Source organism: Chryseotalea sanaruensis, from assembly GCF_003990915.1.
Lineage (GTDB): Bacteria > Bacteroidota > Bacteroidia > Cytophagales > Cyclobacteriaceae > Chryseotalea > Chryseotalea sanaruensis.
Map to the genome: position 1 here is coordinate 25,662 of NZ_BHXQ01000005.1, position 26,784 is coordinate 52,445.

27 protein-coding genes are annotated in these 26,784 nt (G+C 38.2%); 12 read left to right on the forward strand and 15 right to left on the reverse strand.

Annotated features, from left to right (window positions below):
• Positions 1-36: 36 nt before the first annotated feature.
• Complete coding sequence (locus SanaruYs_RS13325) at positions 37-1,824, reverse strand: ABC transporter ATP-binding protein (protein WP_127123078.1); 1,788 nt, start codon at positions 1,822-1,824, stop codon at positions 37-39.
• A gap of 238 nt (positions 1,825-2,062) precedes the next feature.
• On the opposite strand from SanaruYs_RS13325, the gene SanaruYs_RS13330 reads away from it, so the two are divergent.
• From SanaruYs_RS13330 to SanaruYs_RS13340, 3 genes are all read left to right on the forward strand, one after another.
• On the forward strand, positions 2,063-3,163 hold the full coding sequence (locus SanaruYs_RS13330) for a Glu/Leu/Phe/Val family dehydrogenase (protein ID WP_127123079.1): 1,101 nt from the start codon (positions 2,063-2,065) through the stop codon (positions 3,161-3,163).
• 167 nt (positions 3,164-3,330) lie between these two features.
• On the forward strand, positions 3,331-4,437 hold the full coding sequence (gene nusB, locus SanaruYs_RS13335) for a transcription antitermination factor NusB (protein WP_160118663.1): 1,107 nt from the start codon (positions 3,331-3,333) through the stop codon (positions 4,435-4,437).
• 89 nt (positions 4,438-4,526) lie between these two features.
• The gene (locus SanaruYs_RS13340) at positions 4,527-6,419 is read left to right on the forward strand and encodes a tetratricopeptide repeat protein (protein ID WP_127123081.1); all 1,893 of its coding nucleotides are present in this window, start codon (positions 4,527-4,529) and stop codon (positions 6,417-6,419) included.
• A gap of 215 nt (positions 6,420-6,634) precedes the next feature.
• Here the strand turns inward: SanaruYs_RS13340 and SanaruYs_RS13345 are convergent, their stop codons facing one another.
• A complete protein-coding gene (locus SanaruYs_RS13345) occupies positions 6,635-7,114 on the reverse strand; it encodes a GNAT family N-acetyltransferase (protein ID WP_127123082.1) in 480 nt (159 codons plus the stop codon).
• 291 nt (positions 7,115-7,405) lie between these two features.
• Here SanaruYs_RS13345 and SanaruYs_RS13350 point away from each other — a divergent pair, with 291 nt between their 5' ends.
• The 4 genes from SanaruYs_RS13350 to SanaruYs_RS13365 all read left to right on the forward strand — a co-directional run bounded on the left by SanaruYs_RS13350 (position 7,406) and on the right by SanaruYs_RS13365 (position 11,829).
• Positions 7,406-8,827, forward strand: coding sequence for a hypothetical protein (locus tag SanaruYs_RS13350; protein ID WP_127123083.1), 1,422 nt, complete (start codon positions 7,406-7,408; stop codon positions 8,825-8,827).
• A 96-nt stretch (positions 8,828-8,923) separates the two neighbouring features.
• Positions 8,924-9,979: a sensor histidine kinase gene (locus SanaruYs_RS13355; protein WP_127123084.1), complete on the forward strand. Its 1,056-nt coding sequence runs from the start codon at positions 8,924-8,926 to the stop codon at positions 9,977-9,979.
• A 3-nt stretch (positions 9,980-9,982) separates the two neighbouring features.
• Positions 9,983-11,044 carry a histidine kinase gene (locus SanaruYs_RS13360; protein ID WP_127123085.1) on the forward strand — a complete coding sequence of 354 codons (1,062 nt, stop codon included), beginning with the start codon at positions 9,983-9,985 and terminating at the stop codon, positions 11,042-11,044.
• A complete protein-coding gene (locus SanaruYs_RS13365) occupies positions 11,041-11,829 on the forward strand; it encodes a LytR/AlgR family response regulator transcription factor (RefSeq protein WP_127123086.1) in 789 nt (262 codons plus the stop codon). Before SanaruYs_RS13360 ends, SanaruYs_RS13365 begins: the two co-directional genes overlap by 4 nt.
• Before the next feature lie 73 nt (positions 11,830-11,902).
• On the opposite strand, the gene SanaruYs_RS13370 is transcribed toward SanaruYs_RS13365, so the two are convergent.
• From SanaruYs_RS13370 to SanaruYs_RS13380, 3 genes are all read right to left on the reverse strand, one after another.
• Positions 11,903-14,527: a DUF5916 domain-containing protein gene (locus tag SanaruYs_RS13370; RefSeq protein ID WP_127123087.1), complete on the reverse strand. Its 2,625-nt coding sequence runs from the start codon at positions 14,525-14,527 to the stop codon at positions 11,903-11,905.
• A 239-nt stretch (positions 14,528-14,766) separates the two neighbouring features.
• Positions 14,767-15,462, reverse strand: a complete 696-nt coding sequence (locus tag SanaruYs_RS13375) for a hypothetical protein (RefSeq protein WP_127123088.1) — start codon at positions 15,460-15,462, stop codon at positions 14,767-14,769.
• A 292-nt stretch (positions 15,463-15,754) separates the two neighbouring features.
• Positions 15,755-16,063: a hypothetical protein gene (locus tag SanaruYs_RS13380; protein ID WP_127123089.1), complete on the reverse strand. Its 309-nt coding sequence runs from the start codon at positions 16,061-16,063 to the stop codon at positions 15,755-15,757.
• Between the two features lie 159 nt (positions 16,064-16,222).
• Between SanaruYs_RS13380 and SanaruYs_RS13385 the strand changes: the two genes are divergently transcribed.
• Positions 16,223-16,429 carry a helix-turn-helix transcriptional regulator gene (locus tag SanaruYs_RS13385; RefSeq protein ID WP_127123090.1) on the forward strand — a complete coding sequence of 69 codons (207 nt, stop codon included), beginning with the start codon at positions 16,223-16,225 and terminating at the stop codon, positions 16,427-16,429.
• A 64-nt stretch (positions 16,430-16,493) separates the two neighbouring features.
• Here the strand turns inward: SanaruYs_RS13385 and SanaruYs_RS13390 are convergent, their stop codons facing one another.
• The 4 genes from SanaruYs_RS13390 to SanaruYs_RS13405 form a co-directional block, all read right to left on the reverse strand.
• Positions 16,494-16,844 carry a hypothetical protein gene (locus tag SanaruYs_RS13390; protein WP_127123091.1) on the reverse strand — a complete coding sequence of 117 codons (351 nt, stop codon included), beginning with the start codon at positions 16,842-16,844 and terminating at the stop codon, positions 16,494-16,496.
• Positions 16,834-17,211 carry a hypothetical protein gene (locus SanaruYs_RS13395; RefSeq protein ID WP_127123092.1) on the reverse strand — a complete coding sequence of 126 codons (378 nt, stop codon included), beginning with the start codon at positions 17,209-17,211 and terminating at the stop codon, positions 16,834-16,836. The genes SanaruYs_RS13390 and SanaruYs_RS13395 overlap by 11 nt, the downstream gene beginning before the upstream one ends.
• Before the next feature lie 100 nt (positions 17,212-17,311).
• Positions 17,312-18,049, reverse strand: a complete 738-nt coding sequence (locus tag SanaruYs_RS13400) for a TIGR04255 family protein (RefSeq protein ID WP_127123093.1) — start codon at positions 18,047-18,049, stop codon at positions 17,312-17,314.
• A gap of 204 nt (positions 18,050-18,253) precedes the next feature.
• On the reverse strand, positions 18,254-19,624 hold the full coding sequence (locus SanaruYs_RS13405) for an exonuclease domain-containing protein (protein ID WP_127123094.1): 1,371 nt from the start codon (positions 19,622-19,624) through the stop codon (positions 18,254-18,256).
• 69 nt (positions 19,625-19,693) lie between these two features.
• On the opposite strand from SanaruYs_RS13405, the gene SanaruYs_RS13410 reads away from it, so the two are divergent.
• Both SanaruYs_RS13410 and SanaruYs_RS13415 read left to right on the forward strand, forming a co-directional pair.
• Positions 19,694-20,044 (forward strand): phage holin family protein, encoded by a 351-nt coding sequence (locus SanaruYs_RS13410; protein WP_127123095.1) that lies wholly within the window; start codon positions 19,694-19,696, stop codon positions 20,042-20,044.
• 196 nt (positions 20,045-20,240) lie between these two features.
• Complete coding sequence (locus tag SanaruYs_RS13415) at positions 20,241-21,020, forward strand: M57 family metalloprotease (RefSeq protein ID WP_306307936.1); 780 nt, start codon at positions 20,241-20,243, stop codon at positions 21,018-21,020.
• A 43-nt stretch (positions 21,021-21,063) separates the two neighbouring features.
• On the opposite strand, the gene SanaruYs_RS13420 is transcribed toward SanaruYs_RS13415, so the two are convergent.
• The 4 genes from SanaruYs_RS13420 to SanaruYs_RS13435 all read right to left on the reverse strand — a co-directional run bounded on the left by SanaruYs_RS13420 (position 21,064) and on the right by SanaruYs_RS13435 (position 24,008).
• Positions 21,064-21,612, reverse strand: coding sequence for a hypothetical protein (locus tag SanaruYs_RS13420; protein WP_127123096.1), 549 nt, complete (start codon positions 21,610-21,612; stop codon positions 21,064-21,066).
• 126 nt (positions 21,613-21,738) lie between these two features.
• A complete protein-coding gene (locus SanaruYs_RS13425) occupies positions 21,739-22,233 on the reverse strand; it encodes an acyl-CoA carboxylase biotin carboxyl carrier protein subunit (RefSeq protein ID WP_127123097.1) in 495 nt (164 codons plus the stop codon).
• Positions 22,234-22,290: 57 nt separating this feature from the next.
• Positions 22,291-23,037 carry a copper homeostasis protein CutC gene (locus SanaruYs_RS13430; RefSeq protein WP_127123098.1) on the reverse strand — a complete coding sequence of 249 codons (747 nt, stop codon included), beginning with the start codon at positions 23,035-23,037 and terminating at the stop codon, positions 22,291-22,293.
• Between the two features lie 2 nt (positions 23,038-23,039).
• Positions 23,040-24,008: an isoaspartyl peptidase/L-asparaginase family protein gene (locus SanaruYs_RS13435; protein ID WP_127123099.1), complete on the reverse strand. Its 969-nt coding sequence runs from the start codon at positions 24,006-24,008 to the stop codon at positions 23,040-23,042.
• 115 nt (positions 24,009-24,123) lie between these two features.
• Between SanaruYs_RS13435 and SanaruYs_RS13440 the strand changes: the two genes are divergently transcribed.
• Positions 24,124-24,693, forward strand: coding sequence for a redoxin domain-containing protein (locus tag SanaruYs_RS13440; protein ID WP_127123100.1), 570 nt, complete (start codon positions 24,124-24,126; stop codon positions 24,691-24,693).
• A 77-nt stretch (positions 24,694-24,770) separates the two neighbouring features.
• On the forward strand, positions 24,771-25,190 hold the full coding sequence (locus tag SanaruYs_RS13445; protein WP_127123101.1) for a DUF1801 domain-containing protein: 420 nt from the start codon (positions 24,771-24,773) through the stop codon (positions 25,188-25,190).
• On the opposite strand, the gene SanaruYs_RS13450 is transcribed toward SanaruYs_RS13445, so the two are convergent.
• Together SanaruYs_RS13450 and SanaruYs_RS13455 are read right to left on the reverse strand one after the other, a co-directional pair.
• A complete protein-coding gene (locus tag SanaruYs_RS13450) occupies positions 25,180-25,713 on the reverse strand; it encodes a DsrE family protein (protein WP_127123102.1) in 534 nt (177 codons plus the stop codon). The genes SanaruYs_RS13445 and SanaruYs_RS13450 overlap by 11 nt on opposite strands.
• Position 25,714: 1 nt before the next feature.
• Positions 25,715-26,776 carry a saccharopine dehydrogenase family protein gene (locus SanaruYs_RS13455; protein WP_127123103.1) on the reverse strand — a complete coding sequence of 354 codons (1,062 nt, stop codon included), beginning with the start codon at positions 26,774-26,776 and terminating at the stop codon, positions 25,715-25,717.
• Between the last annotated feature and the right edge of the window lie 8 nt (positions 26,777-26,784).

Here is a 26,784-nt window from a genome sequence, read left to right on the forward strand (position 1 = left end):
TCGAGGCTTGTAGCTCGAAGCTCGAGGCTAAATTTATTACTCCGCTACTTCCTCTGTCTGATTTTGCTTCTCATACAAATCTCGGTACATACCGTTTTTCTCTAAGAGACTTTCGTGTGTACCTTCTTCCACCACGTTACCATCAACCAATACAATAATTTTATTGGCAAGTTTAGCAGAAGACACACGGTGAGAAATGATAATAGTCGTTCGACCCACCATGATGCGTTTAAGACTGTTGAGAATTGTATTTTCAGTTTTTGTATCCACTGCACTAAGGGCATCATCCAACATTAATATTTTTGGCTCGCGTACAATAGCACGGGCAATAGACACCCGTTGTTTTTGTCCGCCCGAAAGCGTAATGCCACGTTCACCCACACGCGTTGTAAATCCATTGGGGAAAGCCATAATGTTGTCATACACATCAGCATCTTTGGCCGCTTGATGAATTCTATCTTCACTCACGTCATCTAAAGCAAAACCAATATTATTGTGAATGGTATCACTGAATAGAAAAACATCTTGTGGTACATAACCAATCTGACTGCGCAGGCTGGTCAAGTTATAATCTTGTATGGCCACATCGTCAATACGTATTTCGCCTTCACGCACATCGTACATACGCGAAATAAGATTTGACACTGTACTTTTTCCTGAACCCGTAGTACCGATAATGGCTAAGCTTTCTCCAGGATTAACAGTGAACGAGATATCTTTCAAAGCCTTAATGCCAGTATCCGGATAAGTGAAAGCAACCTTTTTAAATTCAATTTTGCCTTGCAGTTCACGCTCAACATTCTTTTGAGAAACGATATTGGAACTGGTATTTAGAAATTCATTGATGCGTTTTTGAGAAGCCTCTGCACGTTGCACCAAACTGGTAGTCCAGCCTAAAGAAGTAACAGGCCAGGTAAGTAAGTTTACGTAAATGATAAATTCAGCAATGTTTCCAAAAGTAAGTGTGCCTTTAATTACTTCAACACTTCCTGCATAAACAGTTAGCAAAGTGCTTAAGCCTATTAAACCCATGATTAGTGGGTAAAACAATGACTGTACTTTAGTGAGTTTGAGTGATTGATGTTTATAGTCATCGCTCTCTTTTGTAAAATTTTTAATCGATTCGTTTTCACGATTAAAAGATTTCAACACACGAATACCACTAAATGCTTCTTGTACAAAGGTGGAAAGTTTGGATTGATGCTTTTGAATTTGCTCTGATCTGCGTTCGATTTTATTATTAACCAAAAAGATGCTAAGTGACAAAAGGGGTAAAGGACTTAAGGCATACCAGGTAAGTGTACTGCTGATGCTGAACATCACCGGAATCAACATCACAAATAAGGTTACCAATTGTAAACCGTACATGATGGCCGGGCCAAGGTACATGCGTACCCGACTCACATCTTCGCTGATGCGGTTCATGATGTCACCAGTATTATTTCTTCTGTAAAAACTTAAAGGCAGTGCCTGGTAGTGTTCGTAGATTTCATTTTTTAAATCATATTCAACCAGTCGCGACATAACAATAAGTGTTTGCCTGACGAAATAAAGGAACAAGCCGCGTAAGAGTGCCATCAAAACAATAAGGCCTGCATAGATGAGGATACCATGCGCAAACACTTCGAAAAAAGTATTTTGTGCACTTACACCGTTGAGCGCCTTGTGTACACGAATATTTTCAACCACAAGGTCGAGCGCACTTCTTACCAATTGCGCAGGAACAATTTGGAATACGTTGGAAATGATGACGAACACCGTACCCAGAATCAGATGCCACTTGTACTTAAGAAGGTATTTATTGAGATATTTGAGTTCTTTCATCTATTTACTGGTCATTCTTTGATCAATTTAGGCCTTCCAGCCTTTCCTACTTTACCCACATAAAAACGCTGCCAAACGGCTGTTTTTGGTAAGAAAATTCGGAGCTATCTAACTACAACGAAATATTGTTTTTTATGTTCATGCAAACGTTTGAATTAACCTAACTTTGCATAAATTTTAACATGCTTCGGCATTAGAAAGGTTGTAAAACTAAACATAAATCAAACGCAAAAATTCCATGCAGGTTAAAGAACTTGAAAAGGTGGAGGCTGCCGGTATATTCGGCACACTTACACAAATGGGTCATGAACAAGTGGTGTTTTGTAATGATGAGGCCACAGGGCTGAAAGCCATCATTGGTATCCACAATACAGTGCTCGGTCCTGCTTTGGGCGGCACACGCATGTGGAATTATGCGAGCGAGCAAGAAGCAGTTACTGATGTATTGCGTCTATCTCGTGGTATGACCTTTAAAGCAGCTATTAGCGGCTTGAATTTGGGTGGAGGTAAAGCAGTAATCATTGGTGATGCCAAAACACAAAAGACTGAAGCTTTCATGAGACGCTTTGGTAAGTTTGTAAACAGCCTTGGTGGTAAATACATTACTGCTGAAGACGTAAATATGAAAACTGCCGATATGGAATACATCGGTATGGAAACTAAGCATGTAACAGGTCTGCCTGAAAGCATGGGCGGTAGTGGTGATCCTTCACCGGTAACTGCTTATGGTGTGTACCTCGGTATGAAATCGACTGCTAAAAAAGTTTACGGTAACGACTCCCTTTCAGGTAAAAAGGTAACTGTACAAGGTGTTGGTCAGGTAGGTATGTACCTGGTTGAGCATTTGGTAAAAGAAGGTGCCAAAGTTACCATCAACGATATTTCTGAAGAAAAAGTAAAAGCATTGGTTGAAAAATTCGGTGTGGCCGTTGTCGGTGCTGAAGAACTATACGATTTAGATATGGACATCTATGCACCCTGTGCTTTAGGTGCTACCCTTAATGATAACACCATTCCTCGCCTGAAATGTGCGATTGTAGCGGGTGCTGCCAATAACCAGTTGAAAGAGGAGTTGAAGCATGGCTATATGCTAAAAGATAAGAGCATTACTTATGCTCCTGACTTTCTGATAAATGCCGGTGGTTTAATTAACGTTTATAACGAATACTTGGGTAATTATAACCGCAAGCGTACTTTAGAGCAGGCAGAGAAAATCTATACAACTAACTTGAGTATCCTGAATTTGGCTGAAAATGAGAAGATCAGTAGCCAGGAAGCAGCAATTAAATTGTGTGAAAAACGCATTGAAGAAGTAGGGAGAGTAAGAATTCCCCGCTAAGCGATTTTCGACTTTCATAACGTCATTTCGATAGAAGAGAGAAATACTCAGGTAATTCTCTGAGAAGCTTCTGCCGAAATGACGTTTTTATTTTTAATTTTGCACCATTGTTTCTTTAAAGTCGTTCTTACCACATGCTTAATCGCCACAGTCTACGCATTAAAACCATGCAGAGCCTTTTCGCTCTTCATCAGTGCAAAGAGGCCAACCACGGCCTTTGTCTAACCCTTATCACACAACGTTTTGCTCCTGACCTGAACTCCATGGAAGTTCAGAATAAAGAATTGCTGAAAGAGCAACGCCAGATTGCATATAAAGTTTTTGAGAATGCGTTTGCAGCTGAGCATGGTAAAGTTGAACACGAAGAACCTAAAATTGAAAAGGTTGTAAACGAGGCATTAGAATATTATGCTAAGCAGACTAAGCGCGATGTTGAAAACCAGCGTAAGAATTTAGTGCAGGATGCGGAACGCATCTATGACTACTACATTTCTGTTTTAAGTCTGGGTGTTGCCATTGCAGAGGCAGCGGCAACCGATAAAAAATTAACACACACAGGCTTTCTGAATAACCTTTGGGTTAAAGGTTTGCAGAACAGCGAGTCATTGAAAAAAGATTCGTTGAAACTGAACAGACACTGGAACGATAAGATGGATCGCGTGCGTGTTTGGTTCCGCGATGTTATTCGTACCGATGATAATTACCTGGAGTCGTTAGACAGAAAAACACCTACCCTTGAAGAGCAGCGTAAAGTAGTAAGCCATATTTTCAAAAAACTTATTTTGGGTAAAACCATCATCAATGATTTTTTTGAAGAAGAAGTATTGCATTGGGCCGAAGACAAAGAAATTGTAAAAGGCATGGTAGAGAAAACCATCAAGACTTACGATCCGCAGAAATCAGATCAATTAGGTTTGATGACACTTTCGCTGGATTGGAATGATGACAAAGCCTTTGTAGAAAAATTATATAACTATGCTTCTGATCTACCCGAAGAACAGAGCAAGTTGATTGCAGACAACACCCGTAACTGGGAGGTTGATCGCTTGCCATTAACCGATCGTGTTATTTTAGAAATGGCCATAGCCGAGTTAATTACCTTCCCTGGTATTCCGGTAAAAGTTACCATTAACGAATACATTGAATTAGCAAAGGGTTACAGTACACCGAAGAGCCGCCAGTTTGTAAATGGTATTTTAGATGTGATTGCTAAAACACTTCAAGAAACAGGTACACTCAAGAAGAGTGGAAGAGGGTTGATTGATAATAAGTAATCTTTTATCTTGACTTTTAGTATTAAACGTAAAGATTTTTCTTACTTTAACCAACGGTTAGTAAGACTACCCTAACGTTTGTTGGCATAATGGTGATTTACAAATTTAAAGGGCTTACCTCTCCTTTTTTAAGGGTGGAGGCAGCAAGATTTACACTAATTGTAATCCTTTCAACACTGAGTGTTGGTGTGGTTAAAGCGCAACAAACTTCACCTCGTTCATCTGAGGATATTTATAATGCTGTTTTTTCAAGCAACTTTAATTCACCTGACTCACTCTCCAACTGGATCAATCGGCTTAATCAAGACGACAACCAAATTAAGTTTAAATCAGTACATGTATACTATTTAATTTTGAGTAATCAATTAGATTCTGCAGGAGCATTACTCAACCAGATAACACCAATATTCGATAAAAATCCAAAATCTTTTGCTAAAGTAGATCATGCCCGACTTTATTTTGTCTGGGCAAGATATGCCCGGAAAGCATATGATGAAAAGCTGTGTGAAGCCTATTCATTAAAAGCTTACGAGTTTTTTATAGCAGCAAATGATGAATTAATGGCTGCTGCCTCACTTCAAATTTTAGGAGGGCTAATGGTTCAACTAGGCAACTTACCAAAGGCACTTGATTACACATCAAAGGCATTACGTCTGAAAAAAGAAAATGCTACAGAGTTTATACATTTTCAAAAAGAACTCGGTACAATCGCCATTATTTATGACCTGATGGGTCTTTATGATAAGGCACTACAATATTACAAAGAGATACTTACATTAACACCAAAAGAAGATCCAGGAAGTTTTCTAACAACATTGAATAATATAGGAGTGCTCTATGAAAATCTTGAGCAATTAGATAGCGCTTATTACTATTTCGATCTTCTAGAGAAGTCAGCTGATAACGATCCAGGGGGAATTAAACAGATGGCTATCTTCGGTAAAGCAAGAGTGCTCAATCTACGAGGGGACTATAATGCCGCGCATAAATTGCTAAGCCAAGTTAGTAAACGAGATGATAGACAGATTAACTATTGGCGAGCGAAGAATTACCTGGACATGGGTGAATTAAATAAAGCGTTATTGCTTGCTAAAAGAGAATACTATGAGGAACTGAATTCAACTAATAGGCGCGATGTGTTAATTAAACTTCTTGACTTACTTTCAACTGCTTACACCATAAAAAAGCAATATGACTCAGCACTTTTTTTTAAAAAGAACCAATACATCATTGCCGACTCTCTGTTTAGAAAAGATGCACAACGCAAACTAAGTAATCTTTACATTGAAATTGAAACGATGGATAAACAAATTGAAATTGATAGGCTTAATGCCGAAAAAGAAGTCAATGCACTTAGGAATAGAAATCTTAGAATTGTTATCATATTCGGATTGATTGCGGCCTTGATGACCATTGTTGCTGGCGTGCTTTTTTATAGAAATCGAATGAAGAAACAATTATTAAATAACGCTGCCTTAAACTTTACAATAGAGCAAAAATCTCGCGACTTACATCACCAAGCTTTAAGAATGATACAGATTAATAATCACCTTGGTGAAATAGAGGATCAACTGCGGAAACTAAAAAAGGAAAGTAGCGAATCCCCACAAGAAATACAGCGATTATTGGCTTCAATTAGTCTAAACAAGAATCTAGAAAAAGAATGGGAGAATTTTTCTGACTACTTTAGTTTGGTACATGAAGGTTTCAGTGAAATAATTGAGAGTAAGTTTCCAAACCTTTCAATTAATGAAAAGAGGTTAATTGTTTTAGTTAGAATGAATTTGACAAATAGGGAAGTTGCAAGTTTACTTAACATAGAGATATCAAGTGTTAAAATGGCTAAGTACAGACTTAAAAGAAAGCTTGATCTAGCAGAGGATCAGGATTTAGCACAATTCCTGCAAAGTTTACAGATTGATTCAAACTCTGGAAAACCAATCAAAGAGAAGGTTTTTTTAAATTCCCTTTCTTTGTTGTAAGTGAACTGTAATTAGTTCTGAATTTTCAATGGATGTTTAGATTAGAAAGCGCGGGATTAATACTAAGTAAAAACAATTAAGTAAAAGTCGAATATTTGAGAGAAAATCAGCGAGAACATCGCTGATTTTTTTGTTTTGATGCTAAGTTTTTTAGAATGCTCAATTGAAGTATATGGGCAGAGCTGCTGAATAAGCAATAGCTATTTACTCAACTTTTATTTTATAAATTTTTCAAGCAAAATAAAATCCTGTTGGTACCAATGTTTCTTTATTTCACAGAGTTCTGTAAATCCATTTTTAATTAGAAAGCTTTTTGAAATGACATTGTCGGTTCGGCAATCACACCATACTTTATGGCAATCTCTTTCAAGTGCTGACTCAAACAACTTCTCTAAAAGCTTTTTGCCAACTCCGGTTCTTTTATTACGATTATCAGTAATTATCCATTCTAACCAAATTGTGAAATCATCAAATCGGTTGAAACAGATACCCACAATATTTCCCTGATCTTTGGCCACGATAATGGATTTAGGATCATGTCTAATTTTTGCATTGAGATTTTCTAAACGATAATGTTCCTTTTCGTGGTCTTTAGCTTGTTGGTTATAATAAGGAATTCGTATCAGCTCGTTTTCGAAAATGGTAATTACTTGCTTTAAATCTTCCTCTCTTTCTCCTAAATATTCAGCATTCATACTTTAATATAATATTTATTGAACAGCTAGAAAATTTTTCTCTCTTGTCTGGTACGCAAGTTCGCTAAAGCAATTATGTAAACAACTGGTAAGTATCTATTGCACCCATTTCCACTATTGTTCAAGATTGCTTTCTTCTGTGAGTTCGTGCCTGGCGCAAAGGCCGTTTCAATCACTTTTAACCAAGTTTTACGGTTCACTACACGCATTCCCCCGTTCAGTACAAGGCTTTTGCTTTGACTGTATCCCTTTGCCAGCTTTACAGCGTATATGCATACAAATACCATTATTATGAAAGCGCTACGTTTCTTCCCTTTCGCACTTCTTGTTGCCCTTATCAACTATGGGGCTACTGCACAGACTTTGTCGATGTCGTCTTCCAACGATCGTCATAAGATCAGCTACCGAAGCGACAATCCATTACAAAATTTTAATGTAGAAACGCGTGGCAAAATCGACTTAACTGACGATGACAAGGATATTAAGAGTATGTCGTCTGATGGCTACATAGAAATTGAGAAGACCGTATTTGGTAGCAGACGCAAGATTGTGATTACTGCTGAGGGGAATTCGATAAAGAGAGAATACTATGAGGGACGCACTTCTTTGCCATTTGAGCCGGAAGGTCGTAAGTGGTTAAGTGAAATTTTACCTGAGTTGGTTAGAACCACAACATTGGGTGCAGAAGACCGTGTGAAACGTTTTTTTGCAAAGGGTGGTACACCTGCTGTGTTAAGTGAAATAAATTCGATGAGTAGTGATTATGTAATGAACCACTATGCCAATTTACTGATGGCACAACGGGTAACAGTGAATGACTACCCTCTCATAATTAAAAGCATTGTAGATGCTGTGGACTCCGATCATTATCGTGCTCAGTTTCTGGAATACAACATGGATAAGTTCATGGTCGATCAGTCTGCTATCGAAGCTGTATGTTTAGCGAGTGGTCGTATGGGATCGGACCATTACAAAACACAGGTGATTAAGCGGGCACTACGCGATAAAAATGTTTCACTAAAAGCAATGAAATCTATTTTGGCGACAACAACCAGAATGAGTTCCGACCATTACATAACTGAGGTTATTAGTACACTATTGAATCAAGATGTGAGTGATGCTGTGGTGACTGAGGCAATCAACGCCAGTAAAACCATGAGTTCGGACCACTACCGAAGTGTAGTATTGCGCACAGCACTGAACAAACCCAATTTGTCGGCAGCATCCTATCAACAGACATTAGAGGCAGTTAAAGAAATTAATTCAGATCATTATAAAACAGAAGTACTTAAACAATTGATGAAAGGTAGTCTCGCTAATGAACAGCTCTTTACATTGGTTGATTTGAGCTCATCTGTTAGCTCCGATCACTACCTTACGGAAATATTTAATGAAGTTTTAAAAACGCAGCAATTATCGGATGAAGCCTTTAAGCGTTTGATTGATCGGGTTGGAAATGTTAAAAGTGATCATTACGCTTCAGTCATACTCCGCTCAGCGCTTAACAAACCAGCGTTGAACGATGTAAAACTTATCAGCATCTTGCAAAATGCAGGCAACATAGGATCTGATCATTATAAAACAGAGGTGCTAATGGCTTCTGCTCCTAAAGTAAAAGTTGCTTCGCCTGCTGTAAAAGATAGCTACCGAGCTGCTGCAAAACGTATAAATTCTGAGACATACTATGGCAGAGCTTTAAGAGCTGTTGAGTAACGGCATCAAATTAAATCTACCCATTTCGTTTTTAGACCTCATGACCGTTTACCGTCTCTTGATGTTCCCCCTTAAAAATAGTAGCTTGAAACCATTATGCTACCTACTTTCACCGCTCTTTCCAATACCACCATGCGTAGGTATGTAATTTTGGTGTTTGTGTGTACAACACTGAGCGTGCTGTTTTATCTTTATTCTCACTATAGTGAAACAGGGATTTTGCCCATTTTGAAGGATCATGCAAAACGCATGATTGTGGCGGCTTTGCTTACCAATTTGCTTGGCTTGATTATTTCTCAAGCAGATAGATTTTTAGATAAATTTATTTCATGGCGTACAGTATTCATGCTGCGCTTTATGGTTGGTTTTCTTACAAATGCAGCCCTGGCAATTGGCTTTATATTTTTCTGCAAATTGTATTTGTTTGAGCTGGATCGTGATGAGGTGATTAAACTAGGCGTTCTACTAACAATCAGTATTTTTATTTATCAAATTTTTTATGGTTGGTTTTATTCATATCGTTATTATGCCATTACACAGGTAGAGCAATTACGTACTGAACGGTGGCAACTGGAATTACAATTTGAATTGTTGAAAAATCAAATTAGTCCTCATTATTTATTTAACTGTTTGAATACTATTTCCTCCTTACTGTATAAAGACAGCTACACAGCAGAGAAATTTATAAGACGCATGGCAGACACATTTCGGTATGTGCTGGCGAATCAAAAGAAGAAGTTGGTTACATTACAACAAGAAGTGGATTTTATTAAAGCATATTACTTTCTATTACAGGTTCGTTTTGAGCATCACTTGCAATTGGAGATAAACTTACCCAAAAATATTTTGGACACTCCTATTCCTCCTCTTACGTTGCAGCTATTAGTAGAAAATGCCGTAAAGCACAATCAGATTACCAAGGACTTTCCGTTGTTAGTTTATATTACAGCAAAAGATAACACACATATAATTGTAACGAATACAAAGACGGCTACCCAGAAACCCGTTTCAAGTTTTAAAGTGGGTCTAGAGAATATCCGACAGCGCTATCGTTTCTTTTCAGAGGAAAGAATACTGATTCGTGATGAAGATAAGTTTAGTGTGCAGTTACCAGTTTTAAAATTGGCCACAAAAAATACTGAACTAATATAGCCTATGACACACATCTTTGTTCATAGTATCATTTTCCGCATCTGCTCAGCGCCTTTGTTTGGTGTGCTTATTTATTTGCTTATTTTACTTATAAACAATACGCTTAGTGCGGCAGAAGAGATTTTCAACAATCAAGAATTATACGTTTGTATTCTTTTAAGTTACATCAGTTTTGAATCAATGCGCGGTGTTATTCGTTTATTGGAATATAAAAGTACACCAGGTGTTTCCTTTCAAAAGCGATTGTTCATACAACTTATATTATCACTTGGACTATCAGTAAGCTTGGTGGGGTTTGTAATAGCAGCATATTTTCATTTTATTATTGGCTTTAGCATTGCTGTTCGTGAGTTATATGTTTTCTTGTTAATCTTTGGAACAACTGGTTTATTATATAATCTGCTGTACTTCAGTCATTATTATTTGCTAAGAGAGAACCGTCAACGTTTGGAAGAGGAGCAAAAAATACGTGAAAAGGTAGAGGCCGATTTTTCATCGTTTAAAAATGAAATTAACCCCGATTTATTGTATGAAAGCTTAGAGAATTTAATTCTCACCCTTCACTACAATGCAGAAGAGGCAGAGGAGCAAATCGATTACCTTGCAAGCATCTATCGATATGGTTTAGTAAATCGCCAAAAAGAATTGGTGAGTCTGGAGGAAGAGTTGCAAATTGCCAACAACCTCATCGCTTTATTGAATGTACCACATCAGGGCTCGATTGGTTTGTATACTGAAATTAAAAACTTAAACGAAATCTATTTGATCCCTGGTTCTCTGTTAGTTACCATTGATACGGTTGTACGTAATACCTTGTTAAGTAAACGATCGCCTTTGCAATTTCACTTATACAGCGAAGATGATGATTATATTGTATTGCAACACAACATGAATGATCGCTTACTCCAACATCAAGAAAGTCTACAAGCCTTTTCCCGCTTGCAACGATCATACACATTTTATAGCGAAAAATCTTTTGTGCAGGTAAAGGCTGGTTTGGAGAATTACATTAAATTTCCGTTGGTGTATATAGCCAAAGAGAAAGAGATTACTGAAACAACATGAGCACCTTGGCTTTAAAAGTACTTATTGTAGAAGATGAACAACCAGCTGCAGAGAAGCTGGAGCGCTATCTGAAGAAGTACAGCGCGGATATTAATGTGCTAGGTATTGCCGGATCGGTAAAGGAGGCTACGCAATGGTTGGATGAAAATCAATCCACGATTGATCTGATTTTCATGGATATTCAGTTAACGGATGGTTTGAGTTTTCAGATATTTCAGGAAGTAAAAGTTGAGAAGCCTGTGATTTTTGTAACAGCCTACAACGAATTTGCACTGGATGCTTTTAAGGTAAACAGTATTGATTATTTATTGAAGCCCGTTACGTTCACGGATCTTTCGGCAAGTTTAAAAAAACTTGAATCGCTTAGCTCACAACTTCGCTGGAATGACTCCAAATCAGAAAAGATTGTGAGCACATTCACAGAGAATCCAGCCCGCGTCTATAAAAATCGTTTCATGGTAAAGTTGGGCGACCATATCCGTTCACTGACTACAGACCAAATCAGCTTATTTTTTGCAGATGGCCGCGATGTTTATTTGGTAACAGATCAGCTGCGGAAGTTTATCATAGACTACACCCTTGAGAGCTTAGAGGAAGTATTAGACCCTAAACAATTTTACCGAGTAAACCGCTCATACATTATTAGTATTCATGCTATCCAAGATGTAGTAATTTATTCCAGCAGTCGTTTAAAAATTACACCTCATTTTAAATGGGAGGGCGAAGTTATTGTAAGCCGTGAAAAGGTAAATGAGTTTAAAGAATGGTTTGACGGAGTTCACTGATGCGCATCCCATAGCATATTGTTGCTAAAGTAATTTAGCCTTAACAGTTATCAGATCAAGATTAAACCAAGACTCACAACACAAACCGATAGGTGAACTTCAATAGAAAAATATTATGAGCTTTCTGATTGAAATCGAAATTGTATTGTCTGTGTAAGGGCCCACCTTGATCGAAGAATTCCCCATTCATTTCCTGTGTCCATACTAAAAAGAAAGTAGAGCCAGGAATATATTCCCAACGAATAACCATGTTTGATCTAAATTGACCAAAATTGAAATCGGGCTTACCAAATGAATAGTCTGTAGTGCCATCCGTGTTTTCATCTACACTATATTCATTCCCATTTAATGACATTCCATCAGAAGGAATGTGTGCAAAACGTTGCGAGTATTCTGTAGCGCCAGGATTTGTGGCGTACTTAAAGTTAGAATACTTACCGGAGGCGCCAAAGGGTTGCCCCCAATATTGAATGGAAAGATTAGGCGTAACCATATACGTAAATCGCAAAGATACACGAGCCACTGCTTGTTCTATTTCCCCTAGTACATATCGGTCTTCTCCCTGTATTGTGCTGGTGCCTACATACTGTAACTGATTAGTCTCTTTATAGATGTTTGGCTGCACGGAGAGACGCAAAGCATTAATGGGGGTGTAGTTAAACGTGATGCCAATAAAGGCACTGTTAATAAAGTTGTTTTCACTCCATTGCCACTCTGGATTTACTTGTACTGAGAACTTTTTACGGGAGTCGGAAGCTAACCAAAACCAATAGTAAAAGTTGCCGGAATAACGAATGGAGGGGCCGCCACGCAAATCGGCATTAGATACGTTATATCGTTGGTGAGAAGTACCCATCTCTAACGACCAGAAATTTTTGAACTCAGCGTATCCATTTATGCTATAGGTCTGCGAAGTGCTTTTTAAATCGAAATCCCAATTCTGCGATTGATTTAAATTATATCGCTGCGCTCTGAAAATACTAACAGGCTTTAAAATGCGATACCCTAACCAAGTCCATTGTCGCATCTGATCTGTTTGCGATAAAAAGCCAATGTCATTTAGTTCCAGCTCAGGTGAGAGCCAGTTGTAACCAACATCAAAAACAAAATTACCACTGCGTTTGCCTACGATTACAGTGCCTCCAGTGCCCGTTAACGATTTGCGTGTAGGATCTACATCAGAGTGCTTGTTATCTGGTCGTTGAAAATAGCGCTCGGATGATTGTTGTGAGGCTGTAATGGCTTCAGGATCTCCTGTAACATGACTCACTAATGTTTTAGCGCTTACATAATAGGTGCGTTCTTTCCAATTGTGAGTCATATCGATACCGCCAGAGTAAGCTTTATCGTGCAAGAATTTTAGTCTGGGGTCTTCTATATTACGATTGGTAGCAGTAAACATACCACCAATCAATGTGTTGCCTTTGTTAATATCCTGTTGGGCACGCGCTACAAAATAGTTGGTCATGGGTTCTACCACTTGTGTTCTGCGTATTCCAACACTATCAATTTTGGCACGTTCTACTCCGGTAACTGTTTCTAATATTCCCCACGAAAAACCTTTTTTATTTTTACCGGTAAGCTTTACGGCACCAAGTATTGTACTCTGGTTGTTTGTCTTTACATATTCGTTTACATCATCCTCGCCACTTTCATCTGTGTCTACATATCCTTGTGGTCTTCTTCCAATTCGTCTGGAGTAAAACAAATTATTACTACTGTAATCATTCACTGGAAAATTGAGTGTATTACTACCTTCAATAAAAAATGGTCGCTGCTCTCGGAAGAAAAGTTCGAAGGCGGTGAGATTTACCTGCGAAGGATCTGCTTCTACCTGGCCAAAGTCTGGATTAACAGTGAGGTCTAATGTAATATCACTAGTGATACCAATCTTGGCATCTAAACCAAACTCTACACCGCTGGATTGACCAGTTTGAAAAGGATTGCCTTCTTCTTTTTCAAATGTTTCGGTTTGTGCTACTACATAAGGTTGAATCTCCACTTGCTTCTGCGGCTTTATTCCTTGTATGCCTTTAAGCTCACCGAATAAATGCACCCAGCCAGGTGAGTTTGGTGGAATGTATTGCCAGTTAGAGCGTTCGCCATTGCGAAAAAAACGCCTGGTGATTTGTATACCCCATGTTAACTCAGGCTTTTCTGCAAAACGCAACTGACTCAATGGTATGCGCATCTCTGCAATCCAACCCTCCGCATTTATGCTTGTCTTCATGTACCAAATCGGATCCCAGCTCGCATCCCAGTTGTCGCCATTGTTGGAAACATATTCGTCACCTTTTACACCTGACACCGATGAAGTGAAAGAAAAGGCGGTACGTTTATCATAATAACTATCAATGTTAATTTCCACCCAGTCACCTTCGAAGCCATCTCTGCGCGACATGCGACTTACAATTTTAGAGGGATCTGGATCCAGATTTTTAAATATGATGTATAGATTTTTAGAATCGTATAAAATTTTAAAGAGCGTTTGTACAGTAGCGGGTGCACCCGCATCGGGGCTGTTCTGTCGGAAATCGCCTCCACCCCAGGGAACCTGATCCCAGGCTGCATCATTTAATAATCCGTCAATTTGCGGAGCTTCCCCCACAAGTCGTGAGGTAGTATATGTTTTAAGGGAGTCATCCTGACAATTTGCTATTGTACAAATGCCAAAGAAGAGAATAAGGAATAACTTCACTTGGTAAGGGGTTGATGACAGGTATACTAATTCTGCTAATAAAGGTTACGAATGAATTAGTTAATTATTGTTATTGGCAAATAAACGTGATGACTAGCACAAAAAGTATGCTTTGTACACCAGATGTATACCTGTCTTTTTAATCGCGTCTTTACCGGTATAAAGTAATGACTAAGTATATGCACCTTATAGCATTTGCTAACCCAACACAATCATATTGTTTGCCAGAGTTTCTATGTTCACACTATCCTTTTGTGGGGATACCTGGCTTCCACTAAACCCTTATCAATTAAAGGCTGCAGCGCTTCTTTAATCGTTGAATATTCATTGCTGACTTTCTTAATTTCTTCTATAAAATCTCTATGATATTCAGTTTGGTAGAGTTGAGTAACTTCTTCAAGATTTTGTTGATGTATATGCGCTGTTAAAAAATGTTGGAGATCGAGTCTATTTCCCTTCTGGGCTGCAACAATAGCTGTTCTGAGCCTAGTTATAAGACTGAATTCCTCTTTTGCCGGACTGGCTTCCTTCGGCTTATCAAGATTTTCCTCAAGTATTTTGATTTCTTTACTCAACATAAAGTATCGGTAGATTAAACCTGAGCCAAGAATAATATTCAGAAGGGTCATAATGGAGAAACGCCCATATCCGAGATTTGTCACAAACAAAATCAAGCTCCCTAGAAGCAATACTGGCCCCGAGATTTTGAGAAAAGTTTTTCTGAATTTAAGCTTCTGAATTTTAGCGTAATCATCACTGACACCAACAGCACTGTCTACAACAGGAACATTGCTTACATCTATATCTCGTTCTTCGAGAAGCTGCCTTGCGTAGGTTACAGTCTCCTGATTAAACTCATTGCCTTTATTCTTTATAACTTTAATAAGGTCATCGGAGCTTGAATTGTCTAGGATTTCATATATCTGCTCATTCATAGCAATTATGTTGGGGGATTGATTTGGTTGGTTAAAGCTGAATGTGAGGTTGATCCTTAGTAAATTAAATATAAGATATTTATAGTTGCTGAATTATATTTCAACAAATGACAAAGAAAGTTTTTAATAGAATTAAAGCTACAGGTCTACTTATATTTTATTTAGAATATCGTTTTTAGTCATTAGCACACCACTTCCAGCGCGCGTGTACTAATCCCTATCTTGTGTACTAAATCACTATAGATAATCCATCTCAAGTCACAATATCAAGAACACATTCCTGATTTTTTGCTTAATGATTTTTGGTGGCTTGACTAAGTTTTAAATAAATGAGCTTTGTTTGTTCTGTTAAAGAAGTATCATCTATAATATTTTCCGCGTGATTTTCGAAAAGCTGGTAACAGAAATCGTAGGCCTGGTCTGACTCCATATCAAAGCCAAGCAGTTTTATAATAAGCTCGTCTACGTGTGGTTGGTAAGGACACCCATCCAAACCCAGATTGCGAAGGGTGTTAAATACTTTACGAGATTTTAGTTCTTCTTTGATGAGAGAATGTATTAATTCAGAGTGGAATTGAGCGTTTTGAGATGAAGTCTCCATAGCTAATACAATTTATTAATCTTTTGATTTCAACTTCTAAAATAACACATTTGGTATTAAAAATAACCATTAACATCAATAAATTGCTTATAATGGTTATTAATACGCTCAAAATCAGCAATTTAAGATATTTATATTTGTTGAACTCTATTTCAACAAATGGCAAAGAAAGTTTTCAACAGAATTAAAGCTGTATTGGCAGAGGAGGGCAAGACTAATAAAGAGTTGGCTGATCAACTAAATGTAGCAGAACCTACAGTTTCCAGATGGTGTACAAACACACAGCAACCTTCAATTGAAATGTTGTATGCTATTGCTAAAGTTCTTAAAAGAGATGTAAGAGATTTTTTAATTGGATTGAAGTAGAAGCAAGAATCATTAACACGCGCGATATGAGTATGTGCTAGCGGATGGTAATTGTTTAATAAGGTCAATCAACTTCATCAAAAAGCTTCACTAGATCTTCTGCCTCATCAATACAAAACTTGCAATTATGAAGTTTAACTTGTTCGTTGTGTTTATAATCAGCGTCTTTTCTCTTTTTGAAAAGTGTCTCAAGACGTTTACTTATTTTTCTTTTATTGACAGATTCCGAATTTGCAAGAGTTTTAATGACCTCCATGTGAACGCTTCCAGTATCCACAAAAATAGAAAGCTTATTTCTGATGTAACCAAAGGCTCCATAATAAGCGCGATTTATTATAGATCGATAATGAGCCTCTGTCGTTCCTGTTTGCAATTCTTTTGAAACATTGATTAATGTTCTGGGATCAAACGCCATCAGGATTAATGTTAATGTTCAACTTTGAAGCAACGCTTGGGAAGAGGTCAAACATATTGTCTAAAAAAGTATCTACAAAGGACTTAGATTTTTCCCAATCACATTTAGTATGCACATTTATGAATAATGTTTGCCATTCTGGTCCTTCATTTAGTAGGTCTAACACTAATTTAGAATCTGAACCAAATGTAGTCCGTAAATGAATTACTAGATTTGGTAAGAGTTTTAAAACATCAAAATTCTGTAATAAATAATCGACCTCATCTGTCGGATTCTCAAACTCATAACCATTCAACACCATTCGAACATTATTCCGCATTACTTCAATAGAATATTGTGAAGTGCTTTCAATTACAGAGTCTCCCAAAGTTTCATGAGATCTTTTTATTTTTGTGGACTCTTTGGTCAAAATTAGATCCGCTATATAAGAATCGGTTTGGACTGGGAGTGTAGCGGTAAATGTGTTATTAAACATCGAATTCTTTTTTCTTTTGTTCAGTTATTATAGTGTCAAATGCTTTATGAAGAGCAGAGTGGGCTACTTCTAACCATTCCTTTATTTCTAATCCTTCATTATCCTTTATTCTAGTATAATAGAGCTGTAACATAGATGGCGCTTCATATTTTGGCTCTTTTTTCAAAGTTACTAACGATAATGCTAGTATTTCAGTTTCGGGAACCGCTGGTGTTTCAATATTTAACTGAATGGAGCTTAAATCATTGCTCAAAACCCCCTGTGGTATTGATGGGAAAACGTTATAGGATTTTCTGAAATTTTCATATGTGTGTTTATTTAAATCAATCTTGTTTATTGTCTTAAGTCCAATTCTATTTATTCTTTCAATTTTTACACTTTTTTCCAATGAAGTGACTGCAGATAGAATTACTTTTCTGTAATTCTCCCAGCCTTCATAACGTGGCAGTTTATTAACTGTGAACAGTCCGTTTGACAATTGAATGATTGTGCTATTGTCAGGACTTTTGTATTGGGTTAAGTCATTTGAACCTGGTCCAATCTGAAATCCAGAAGCGTCAAACGATATTCCAAATGCCCCCCCTGAGGCTTGACTGATGTTCGGAAAATCAGATTTTATTTCGTTATAAAAGATGCCTGGAACAATCGGGCTCCAATCTTTACACGTGAAGAAAATTTCAAAAACAGCCTCAGTAAGAGGCGGATTTTTGTATTTTTTTGTTACTGCCATTTGAGTTTGAAATATGGACACGCTGGATTACAAATCGTAATTTCGATCAGAATATTGTAAATACCAAAGAATGTGTTTGATTATCTTTATTTGCTGATTTTAAAAGCCCAATTATTTTATCGAGTTGGAGGGTAATTCTATATATTCCTACACAGTATCTATAGTATAGAGCTTTACTAAATTTTACTAGGATTTAAATAATTATTAAAAAACAATCACCTCATCCTCTTTTACACTCGTCAGATACGAGCTTATCAAATTGTGGATGGTAGGCGTTTCAACACCTGGTCGTACAAGCTGTTGTACATCGGTGAAGGTTTCAATGGATTGTTTGCGTTCTGCAAAACCATGTCCGTAGTAGGTGCCTTCTTTCACTAACACCAATGACTTTTCATATTGTGTTCTGCCCTTGCCGATAATTACCAGCGATTCGCCTTTCTGCTGAAGGGTGTCCAGCATTTTCGAAACGCGCTTATTATATTTTTTTGATGTTTCGATTTCCTGGCAGGCACCATGACATTCACCCGTCTGGTGTTGAAAACATAAACCTTTGGTTACCTGTAAGCCACAAAGTTTGGGGCACAGCTCATAAGCGTGTACCTTCTCCCATAAAAAATTCCAGGCATCACCTTTAGAACTTAAACGTACCAATGGTTGCGAGCCGCGCATCACGGTATTGACAGAGAAACGGAGATAACCATTTCTGTCTTCGTATGCATAAATACCCCACTCTTCAACACGGTGTTTCTGTGCTTGATTGTATTTTGGCCACAGTCTTCTTATTTCCTGCGATTCAAAAATAAGCGCCAGCATTTCATTGCCTGTTAACTCATAACGGATGCGGTGTATTTCGTTACGAATGTTTTGTCTGCTCCACTCACGCGCATCACCTGAAAAATGACCGGCAATTCTTTTTTTAATGTTGGCAGCTTTGCCTACATAAATAACACTGCCCCTTGCATTCAGAAAATAATAGACACCTGCTTTAGCTGGTAGTGTATCAAAATCTTCTTTAGGTAAATTCGGTGGTAAAATAGTTTCACCACTGTTGCGCTTTAAAGCTTTAGCTATTTGCCCGTCTTTATCGCGTTGTATCAGTACATCAAAAACTTTAACCGTAGCTTCTGCATCGCCACTGGCACGGTGGCGGTTGGTAATTTTTATACCCAGACTTTCTGCAATACTGCCTAAACTGTATGAGCGAAGCCCGGGAATAATTTTACGACTGAGTCTTACAGTACAAAGTTTTTTGGTTTGCCAGTTTATGCCTGCTTGTTCAAATTCTTTTTTTAAAAACGAATAATCAAAGTGAGCATTGTGAGCTACAAATACTTTCCCCTCCAACATTTTAAGGATGTCTTCTGCTACCTCTTCGAAGCGTGGCGCGGTGAGTACCATTTCATTGGTGATGCCAGTGAGCCCAGTGATGTAGGAAGGAATATTCCGCACAGGGTTAACAAGCGTGCGAAAACTTTTGCCAACCTGAAGCCCATCATGATGCACAATCGCAATTTCAGTAATGCGATGGTTCTCAGCATAGCCTCCGGTAGTCTCTATATCCACAATCGCATACATGGCGCTAATTTATGGTCAAAGCTGTATTGAAACATTGTTCGGGAGAAAGAAATACAACATATTTATTGCATGAACTGGATTGTTAAATTTTTACTAAGTGGTTTAGCCGTTTTGCTGACTGCTTATTTGTTGCCTGGAGTAAGTGTTGAGGATTATTGGACTGCATTGCTTGTAGCTTTGGTGCTAAGTATTGTTAATATTTTTGTTAAACCCTTCCTGATTGTATTAACTATCCCCATCACTTTTGTTACGCTAGGTCTTTTTCTGCTCGTAATTAATGCCTTAATGATTTTACTAACAGACTACTTTATTGATGGTTTTTTGGTGGATGGATTCTGGTGGGCGCTACTTTTTAGCCTTATCCTGTCACTTTTCAACAGTCTTTTTGCCGATTTAACCAAAGATGGACAAAAATCGTAGCAAATTTCCTTCTGTCGGCCGCTTATCAACGACCCCCATACACGCGTTTGGGGCATGTCACAGATTCAGTTACAAAATTTAATTCTTTTTTGTAAGCTTTTGGTAGAATTTACACCTTAATTTTAAGGTGCATACAGTATAATATTGGTTTGAATTACTACTTTGCTGCCACTAAACCTAAATACAAACTAAACTTATGATGAAAAAAGTGCTATCTATAGCAGCGCTCGCAGCAGCGATTGTTATGGTTTCCTGCCAGCAGGATGAAAGTTTAATCTCTCAGGAAGTTTCTCAAGTAACACTTGACAAAATTTCTGCCCTGGGATTTGGAACGCAAGATGTTCAACGTGTTGATGGCGGTTACCTGGTTGAGGGTGACATTGTACTTCACGAACATGACCTAGAAGGTGCAAAAGTTAAGAGGCACCTCAATGTTGGTCAGGCCGAACAATACCGAACCACTAACCTTGTGTCTGGTCCAAGAACCATTACTGTAAGCGTAAGTGGAAATGTGCCAGCAGGCTTTTCTAATTCGGTAAATAATGCCCTTGCCCGTTACAATGCGGAAAATATCGGGCTCACTTTTACACGTGTAGCAAGTGGTGGTAACATCAACATTCGTATTGTTAACACAAGACAATACATCGCTTCAGCGGGTTTCCCTAGTGGTGGCAATCCGTACAACGAAATCAAATATGCAAAGACCTACACTAACTATAGTGATGGTTTCATGACTACTGTTGTAGCACATGAAATTGGTCATTGCATTGGTTTCCGTCATACTGATTACATGGATCGTAGCTATAGCTGTGGCGGTTCAACTGCAAATGAGGGAGCATCAAGTGTAGGTGCTATCCACATCCCTGGTACGCCTACTACTGCAGACCCCGGTTCATGGATGTTGGCTTGTTTAAGCGCTTCCACAAACCGTCCGTTTAACAACAACGACAAAACTGCATTAAGCTATTTATATTAATTGCTATTGAAACAAATAAAAAAGGAGGGTTTTGCCCTCCTTTTTATTTAAGTTTTACCAGTTTGGATTCTTCCCAAAATTTCTTTTTCTTAATCAACGACATTAATTGTTTGGGTGTCGGATCAATACGATAGTACTTTTCGTTATCACTAAGTTCAATTACTTGTACAGGCAATTCCTTTTGTAATTCTGATAATGATTTAACCTTCTCGGAATCGGTAATACCCATCATCATAAAAGTAAGATTACCTTTTTTATCTCTTTTAAGGACTCGCAACAACCACTCATTATTTTCTTTGAAGCTGATGAAGTAAAGGTTCTTGTATTTCTTCACTACTAATGAGTCGCTAATCTCTGCCGCATCCATCCAGCTTTTTTCACCATCCGGCTTGCCATTAAGTATTTTGTAGCTACTCTCTTCAATAAGTAAGGTATCTTGAATGCTATCACCCTCGTCTGTTAAATAATATCCTCTGAGTTCTGTAGGAAAAGCTTTTAAAGGAGAGATTCCTTTTGGTTGATGTGTGGGGAATGAAACTTCTGTGCATGAAGCCAGAAATAATACAGAAACAAGACAAAGCAGTGTTTTCATATTTGATTAGTTAATCATTGATGAGATGATTCGAGGATTTGAAAATTTGATGATGATCAAGTTTCAATACAATAAGCATAACAAACAAAGTGCAGGATTTGCACTAAGACCCAACCTCAGAAAATATCAGAACTCAATCAACACCTGATTCTTTTCAACAGAATCACCTTTTTTCACTTTTATCTTTTTAACTACGCCATCACCTGGAGATTTTAAAATGTTTTCCATTTTCATCGCTTCTAAAATCAAAAGCTGATCGCCTGCTTTTACGGTATCACCCTCGGCAACTTTTAAATTGATAATAAGACCCGGCATGGGGGCTTTTACATTGTTTACTTTATTAGTAGCAGCACTGCTAATGCCCATTTTTTCCAACAAAAGATCAAACTTATCTTTTACATCAACAGTGTATTTATTGTTGTTAATCTTCAGGGTTACATTTTTTGTTACTGCATCTGTTTTAATAATTTCTGCCTGATAGCTTTTGCCATCATGTAAAATATGAAAATGCCCGTTGTTAAGATTTACAACGTCCCAGCTAAGTGCGCTTCCATTTATAAAAAGTTTGTCATCGTTCTGCTCGATTATAAAGTCTTTCTTATTAACTGTAGCTTTTTGCATATGAATATTTTCTTACAACAAAGGTGCAAAAATTATAAATAACGTAGCGGCAATTTTTTAAGAATCAGCCCTTTCTGCCAATTGGCGCATGCTGCTAACAATATTTGGATCAACAGTTCTGAGTAAAAACTCACTTCCACCTGTAGAGCCCATACCAGTAATATTGCTGTTTTGATATTGCATATCACTAGGGACGTGTATCATAGCTCCGAAATGAACCTCTTTTACCTTAGTAGTTGAAATAATCTTTATCACATTTTGCTCGTTTATACCAGAGCCTGGCATAATGTTAATCCTCCCCTCCGATTGCTCAACCAATTGTGTGATGCGCGCTATTCCCATCTCTGCTTTTAATTGATGGCCCGAAGTGAGGATACGATTAAAGCCTAATGCTATGCAGTCTTCCAAACTTTGGCGTGGATCTTTTGTCATGTCGAAAGCACGATGACAAGTTACCTGCATTGGTCTTGCCAGCTTAATCAATTCAGCGCACCTTACTTTATCGATTTCGCCATCACTTGTAAGTATGCCAAACACAACACCCGGTATGTTTAATGATTTACAAAATGAAATATCGTGTTTCATGCTTTCAAATTCATGATCGGAGTAACAGAAGTCGCCACCACGTGGGCGTATCATTACAAAAACAGGAATATTTAAAAGTGTTTTTACTTGTTGAATAACACCGGCAGATGGTGTTGTCCCTCCTTCTCCCGGATTGTCGCAAAGCTCAATCCTATCAGCCCCACCATCTTGCGCTTTAATCGCAGCGTCTATCGTGTATACAACAACCTCTAGTATCATGTTCAGTAGAAACTTTTAGCCTCAAATACTTTGTTGGGCACTTCATTTGAATAAAGTGCATAGGTAAATCCTTTCTGCAAAGCATAGGCACCATACTCACCATTTTTATTAATAGCTAAAAAGCCCACTTGTATTTGTTTGGATTTTTCGGGTTGTTTTTTGACAATTCTTTTCACGGCTAACTCGCAGGCACGTTGCGGGCTATTTCCTTGACGCATCAACTCAACTACTAAGTGCGAACCCACAATCCGAATTACCTCTTCACCTAAACCTGAAGAAGTGGCTGCACCAATTTCATTATCAACATATAATCCAGCTCCAATAATTGGGGAGTCGCCCAGGCGCCCATGCATTTTGTAAGCCATGCCACTAGTTGTACACGCACCTGATAAATTCTGGTTGCTATCTAAAGCGAGCATACCAATCGTATCATGGTTTTCGATGTTCACTATAGGTTTGTACTCTGCTTTTTTCATCCATTCTTTCCAGGCCTTCTCAGAGGAGGCAGTTAGTAAATTTTCTTTGGTGAAGCCGTTGGCTAGTGCAAATTGAAGCGCACCTTCTCCGACTAACATAACGTGTGGAGTAAGTTCCATTACTTTTCGGGCAACAGAAATTGGATGAACAATATGCTCAAGACAGGCAACAGCGCCACAATTGGCAAACTCGTCCATAATGCAGGCATCCAGCGTAACACGTCCGTCACGATCAGGTAAACCACCAAGTCCAACTGAACTTTCATTTGGATCGCCTTCAGGTACATGTACACCTTTTTCAACAGCATCTAATGCCCTGCCATTGGCATTCAAAACTTTCCACGCCTCTGCATTAGCTCCCACACCAAAGTTCCAGGTAGAAATAACAATGGGTTTAGTAATGCGTTTAGAAGGGGAAGAAACAAAAGATTGTAAGGGTAGCAAAGAGGCCAGTGCTCCTGTCAATTTCAGGAAGTGTCTACGTGATGTTTTCATAATAAAATCTTGATTTCAAGGTAAGGCAAAATACTATCAGTTAAAACGATAATTATTTGAGATCTGAAATCCGCCCTTCACTAGTATTACGTATATAGCATAACTAAACACAATTATGAAACTTGAAACAAACGCAGGTGCACCCCATTTTAAGTTGATGGACATCTACGACAGAGAGATTGATTTGAACAACTATAAGGATAAAAGACTTTTTATTGGCTTCTTTCGCCATGCTGGATGCCCTTTTTGCAATTTGCGCGTACATGCGCTCACTAAAATTCATGAGGAGTTAAAGAGTAAAGGCATGGAAATGATTTTCTTTTTTGAATCAAAAAAGGAAGTTTTATTGAGGAGTATTTTCCACAAAGAGGTTTCTCCTATTCCATTGATCTCCGATCCTCAAAAACTTATGTACGCGGCCTATGGTTTGGAGCCTTCTGCATCTATTGCCACTAAAAGTCACCTTACCTCTTTTGTACAAACTGCTTTTAAAGCAAGTATGGCGGGGGTACCTATTCACCTTATGGCTGATGGGGAATCTATTAACACAATCCCAGCTGAATTCTTAATAGATAAAGGACTTGTGGTAAAGAAAGTGCATTATGCTAAGGGTCTGAATGATCGTATTAGCATTGATATTGTTAAAGATTTTGCTGACAAAGGCGAACTGGCATTGAATGATTAAAAAATAAGTTTGACAATACCTGCTGCCATAAGCTTGTCATAATCCATCTTAAATTTATCCTTAATTATGGATAAAAAATGGCAAAGTATACCACAGTTGATGAAATAGTCTTAGGTCTTCCTAAAGACGAACAAGTGATTGTAAAAAAATTACGATCACTTGTTTTAGATACTTTGCCCAAGGCGGAAGAGAAACTCTCCTATGGAGCGCCATTTTATGCACGACATAAAATGATCTGTTTCATTTGGTCACCCTCTTTAACTTGGGGCATTCAGACTAAGCCGGGGAAGCATGCCAATAAGGGTGTTAGTTTGGGTTTTTGCCAAGGTTATTTAATTGCTAATAAAGATGGAGTGCTTTTAAAGGAAAATAGGAAGCAGGTTTACTCGATGTATTTTAAAAAATTAAGTGACATTGATGAGCAACAAATAAGAGCTTTGCTGTTTGAAGCTGATTTAATTGATCAGACTTTTTCAAATAAAAAAACTAAAACTTAAAAAAAGCGTAGCCCTTGAGTTGATGGGTACTAACCACCGTAAGCATTGATGTGGCAATTTTTATTTCCGGTATCAACTTCGTACTATCAATTTGCCTCGCAATAAGTGACTGACCACAAACAAAGAGCTGCACACCGGCTTCATCCAATGCTTTGTAAAGTGCTAGGTTAGGATTATCAGTTTTGTATTTCACTTTATACTGATCGTTTTGCATAAGGGTGTAAGCTGCTTCACCGTGAATAGCTACTACTACTTTTATTTTTTTCTTAGACACACCCCCAATAGCATGTAAATTGATGAGGCGGGCTACATTGTTAAGTGCATAATTTAATTCAGCGGGTTTCTCTGAGCCGGAGAAAACCTCTACAACAATATTGTAGTTTAGCGAAGAATCTGGTTTCTCTACTGCATTTGGTATTTCGAATATACCACCATAATTTTTTACAATGGGAAACACTCGCTGTTGCGCATGAAGTGAAATAGCTAAAAGCAGCACGAGATTAAATGTCAGCAAATTTTTCATATTATTTTTCATCAGTACGTGTTGTAGTATCTATTTCAAGAATGAAGTCTGCGCCAAAGTATTGTGCTGGGGTAAAGTAACCAGCACGGGTATTTCCTTGCAGTAATCGTTGTGCAATAAGTACAGCGGTCTTGGCTGTAAGGCTATAACCATTAATGGTCTCTAACCTACTTACTCTAGATTCACCTTTCTCATTCCACACTTTACCCCATAGATAACTGCGCCCTTCATTTCTTCTTTTTTCACTTGGGCCGGCTGGCTTTTTATCAACTTGTTTCTGTAAATACTTTTTTAACCAAGCATTACGTAACAACCAGTTCAGGTATTTACTCCATTGAGCACTGCGAATGGCACTTTTAGAAACACCGCTATAAACTTCAATGTTGGGAATTTTAGTACTTATCCAAGCCGTTGCGATATCGCCCCAGGGAATACAAAGTGTTGGCCTGGTAAAAGCACCGAAATTGATTTCCATAGTTCTTTCACCTAAATCAATGCTTTTTAATTTACCGTTTTCACGAATGCAACTACCATGCCCCATGCCTTCAATCATGGTTTTACTGGTGCCGCGCGATAATCCGCCTTTACCCATGGTAAAAGCAAGTTGTAAATGTGTGGCATCTGGTAAAGCATTTTTTAAATGAAGGGCCAGGCAATCAGAAGGTACAACATCAAAACCAGTGCCAGGCATAACAAGGATATTGGCTTGTTGTGCTTCATCAGATAAGGAGGCTAGCTTTTCAAAAATTTCATACTCTCCGCTGATGTCTGTGTAATGTGTTTGCGCTTCCGCACAAGCTTTAAGCATGGCTAGTGCGGTGTGTCGAAAGGGGCCAGCACAGTGGATAACCAGACTCACTCTTTTCAGTAGAGCGACTAGTCCAGTATGATCATGGCTTTCAACTACCTGAAATGGATAATTATGTTTTTCAGATTGAGCCCGTAATTTTTGAGCATTTCTTCCAGCCAGTAAAACTGTCAAACCCTTGCGTTTGCACTCCTCCGTAATTAGCTCGCCCGTGTAGCCATACGATCCATAAATAATGCACTGAAATTCCCTCACGTATTTTT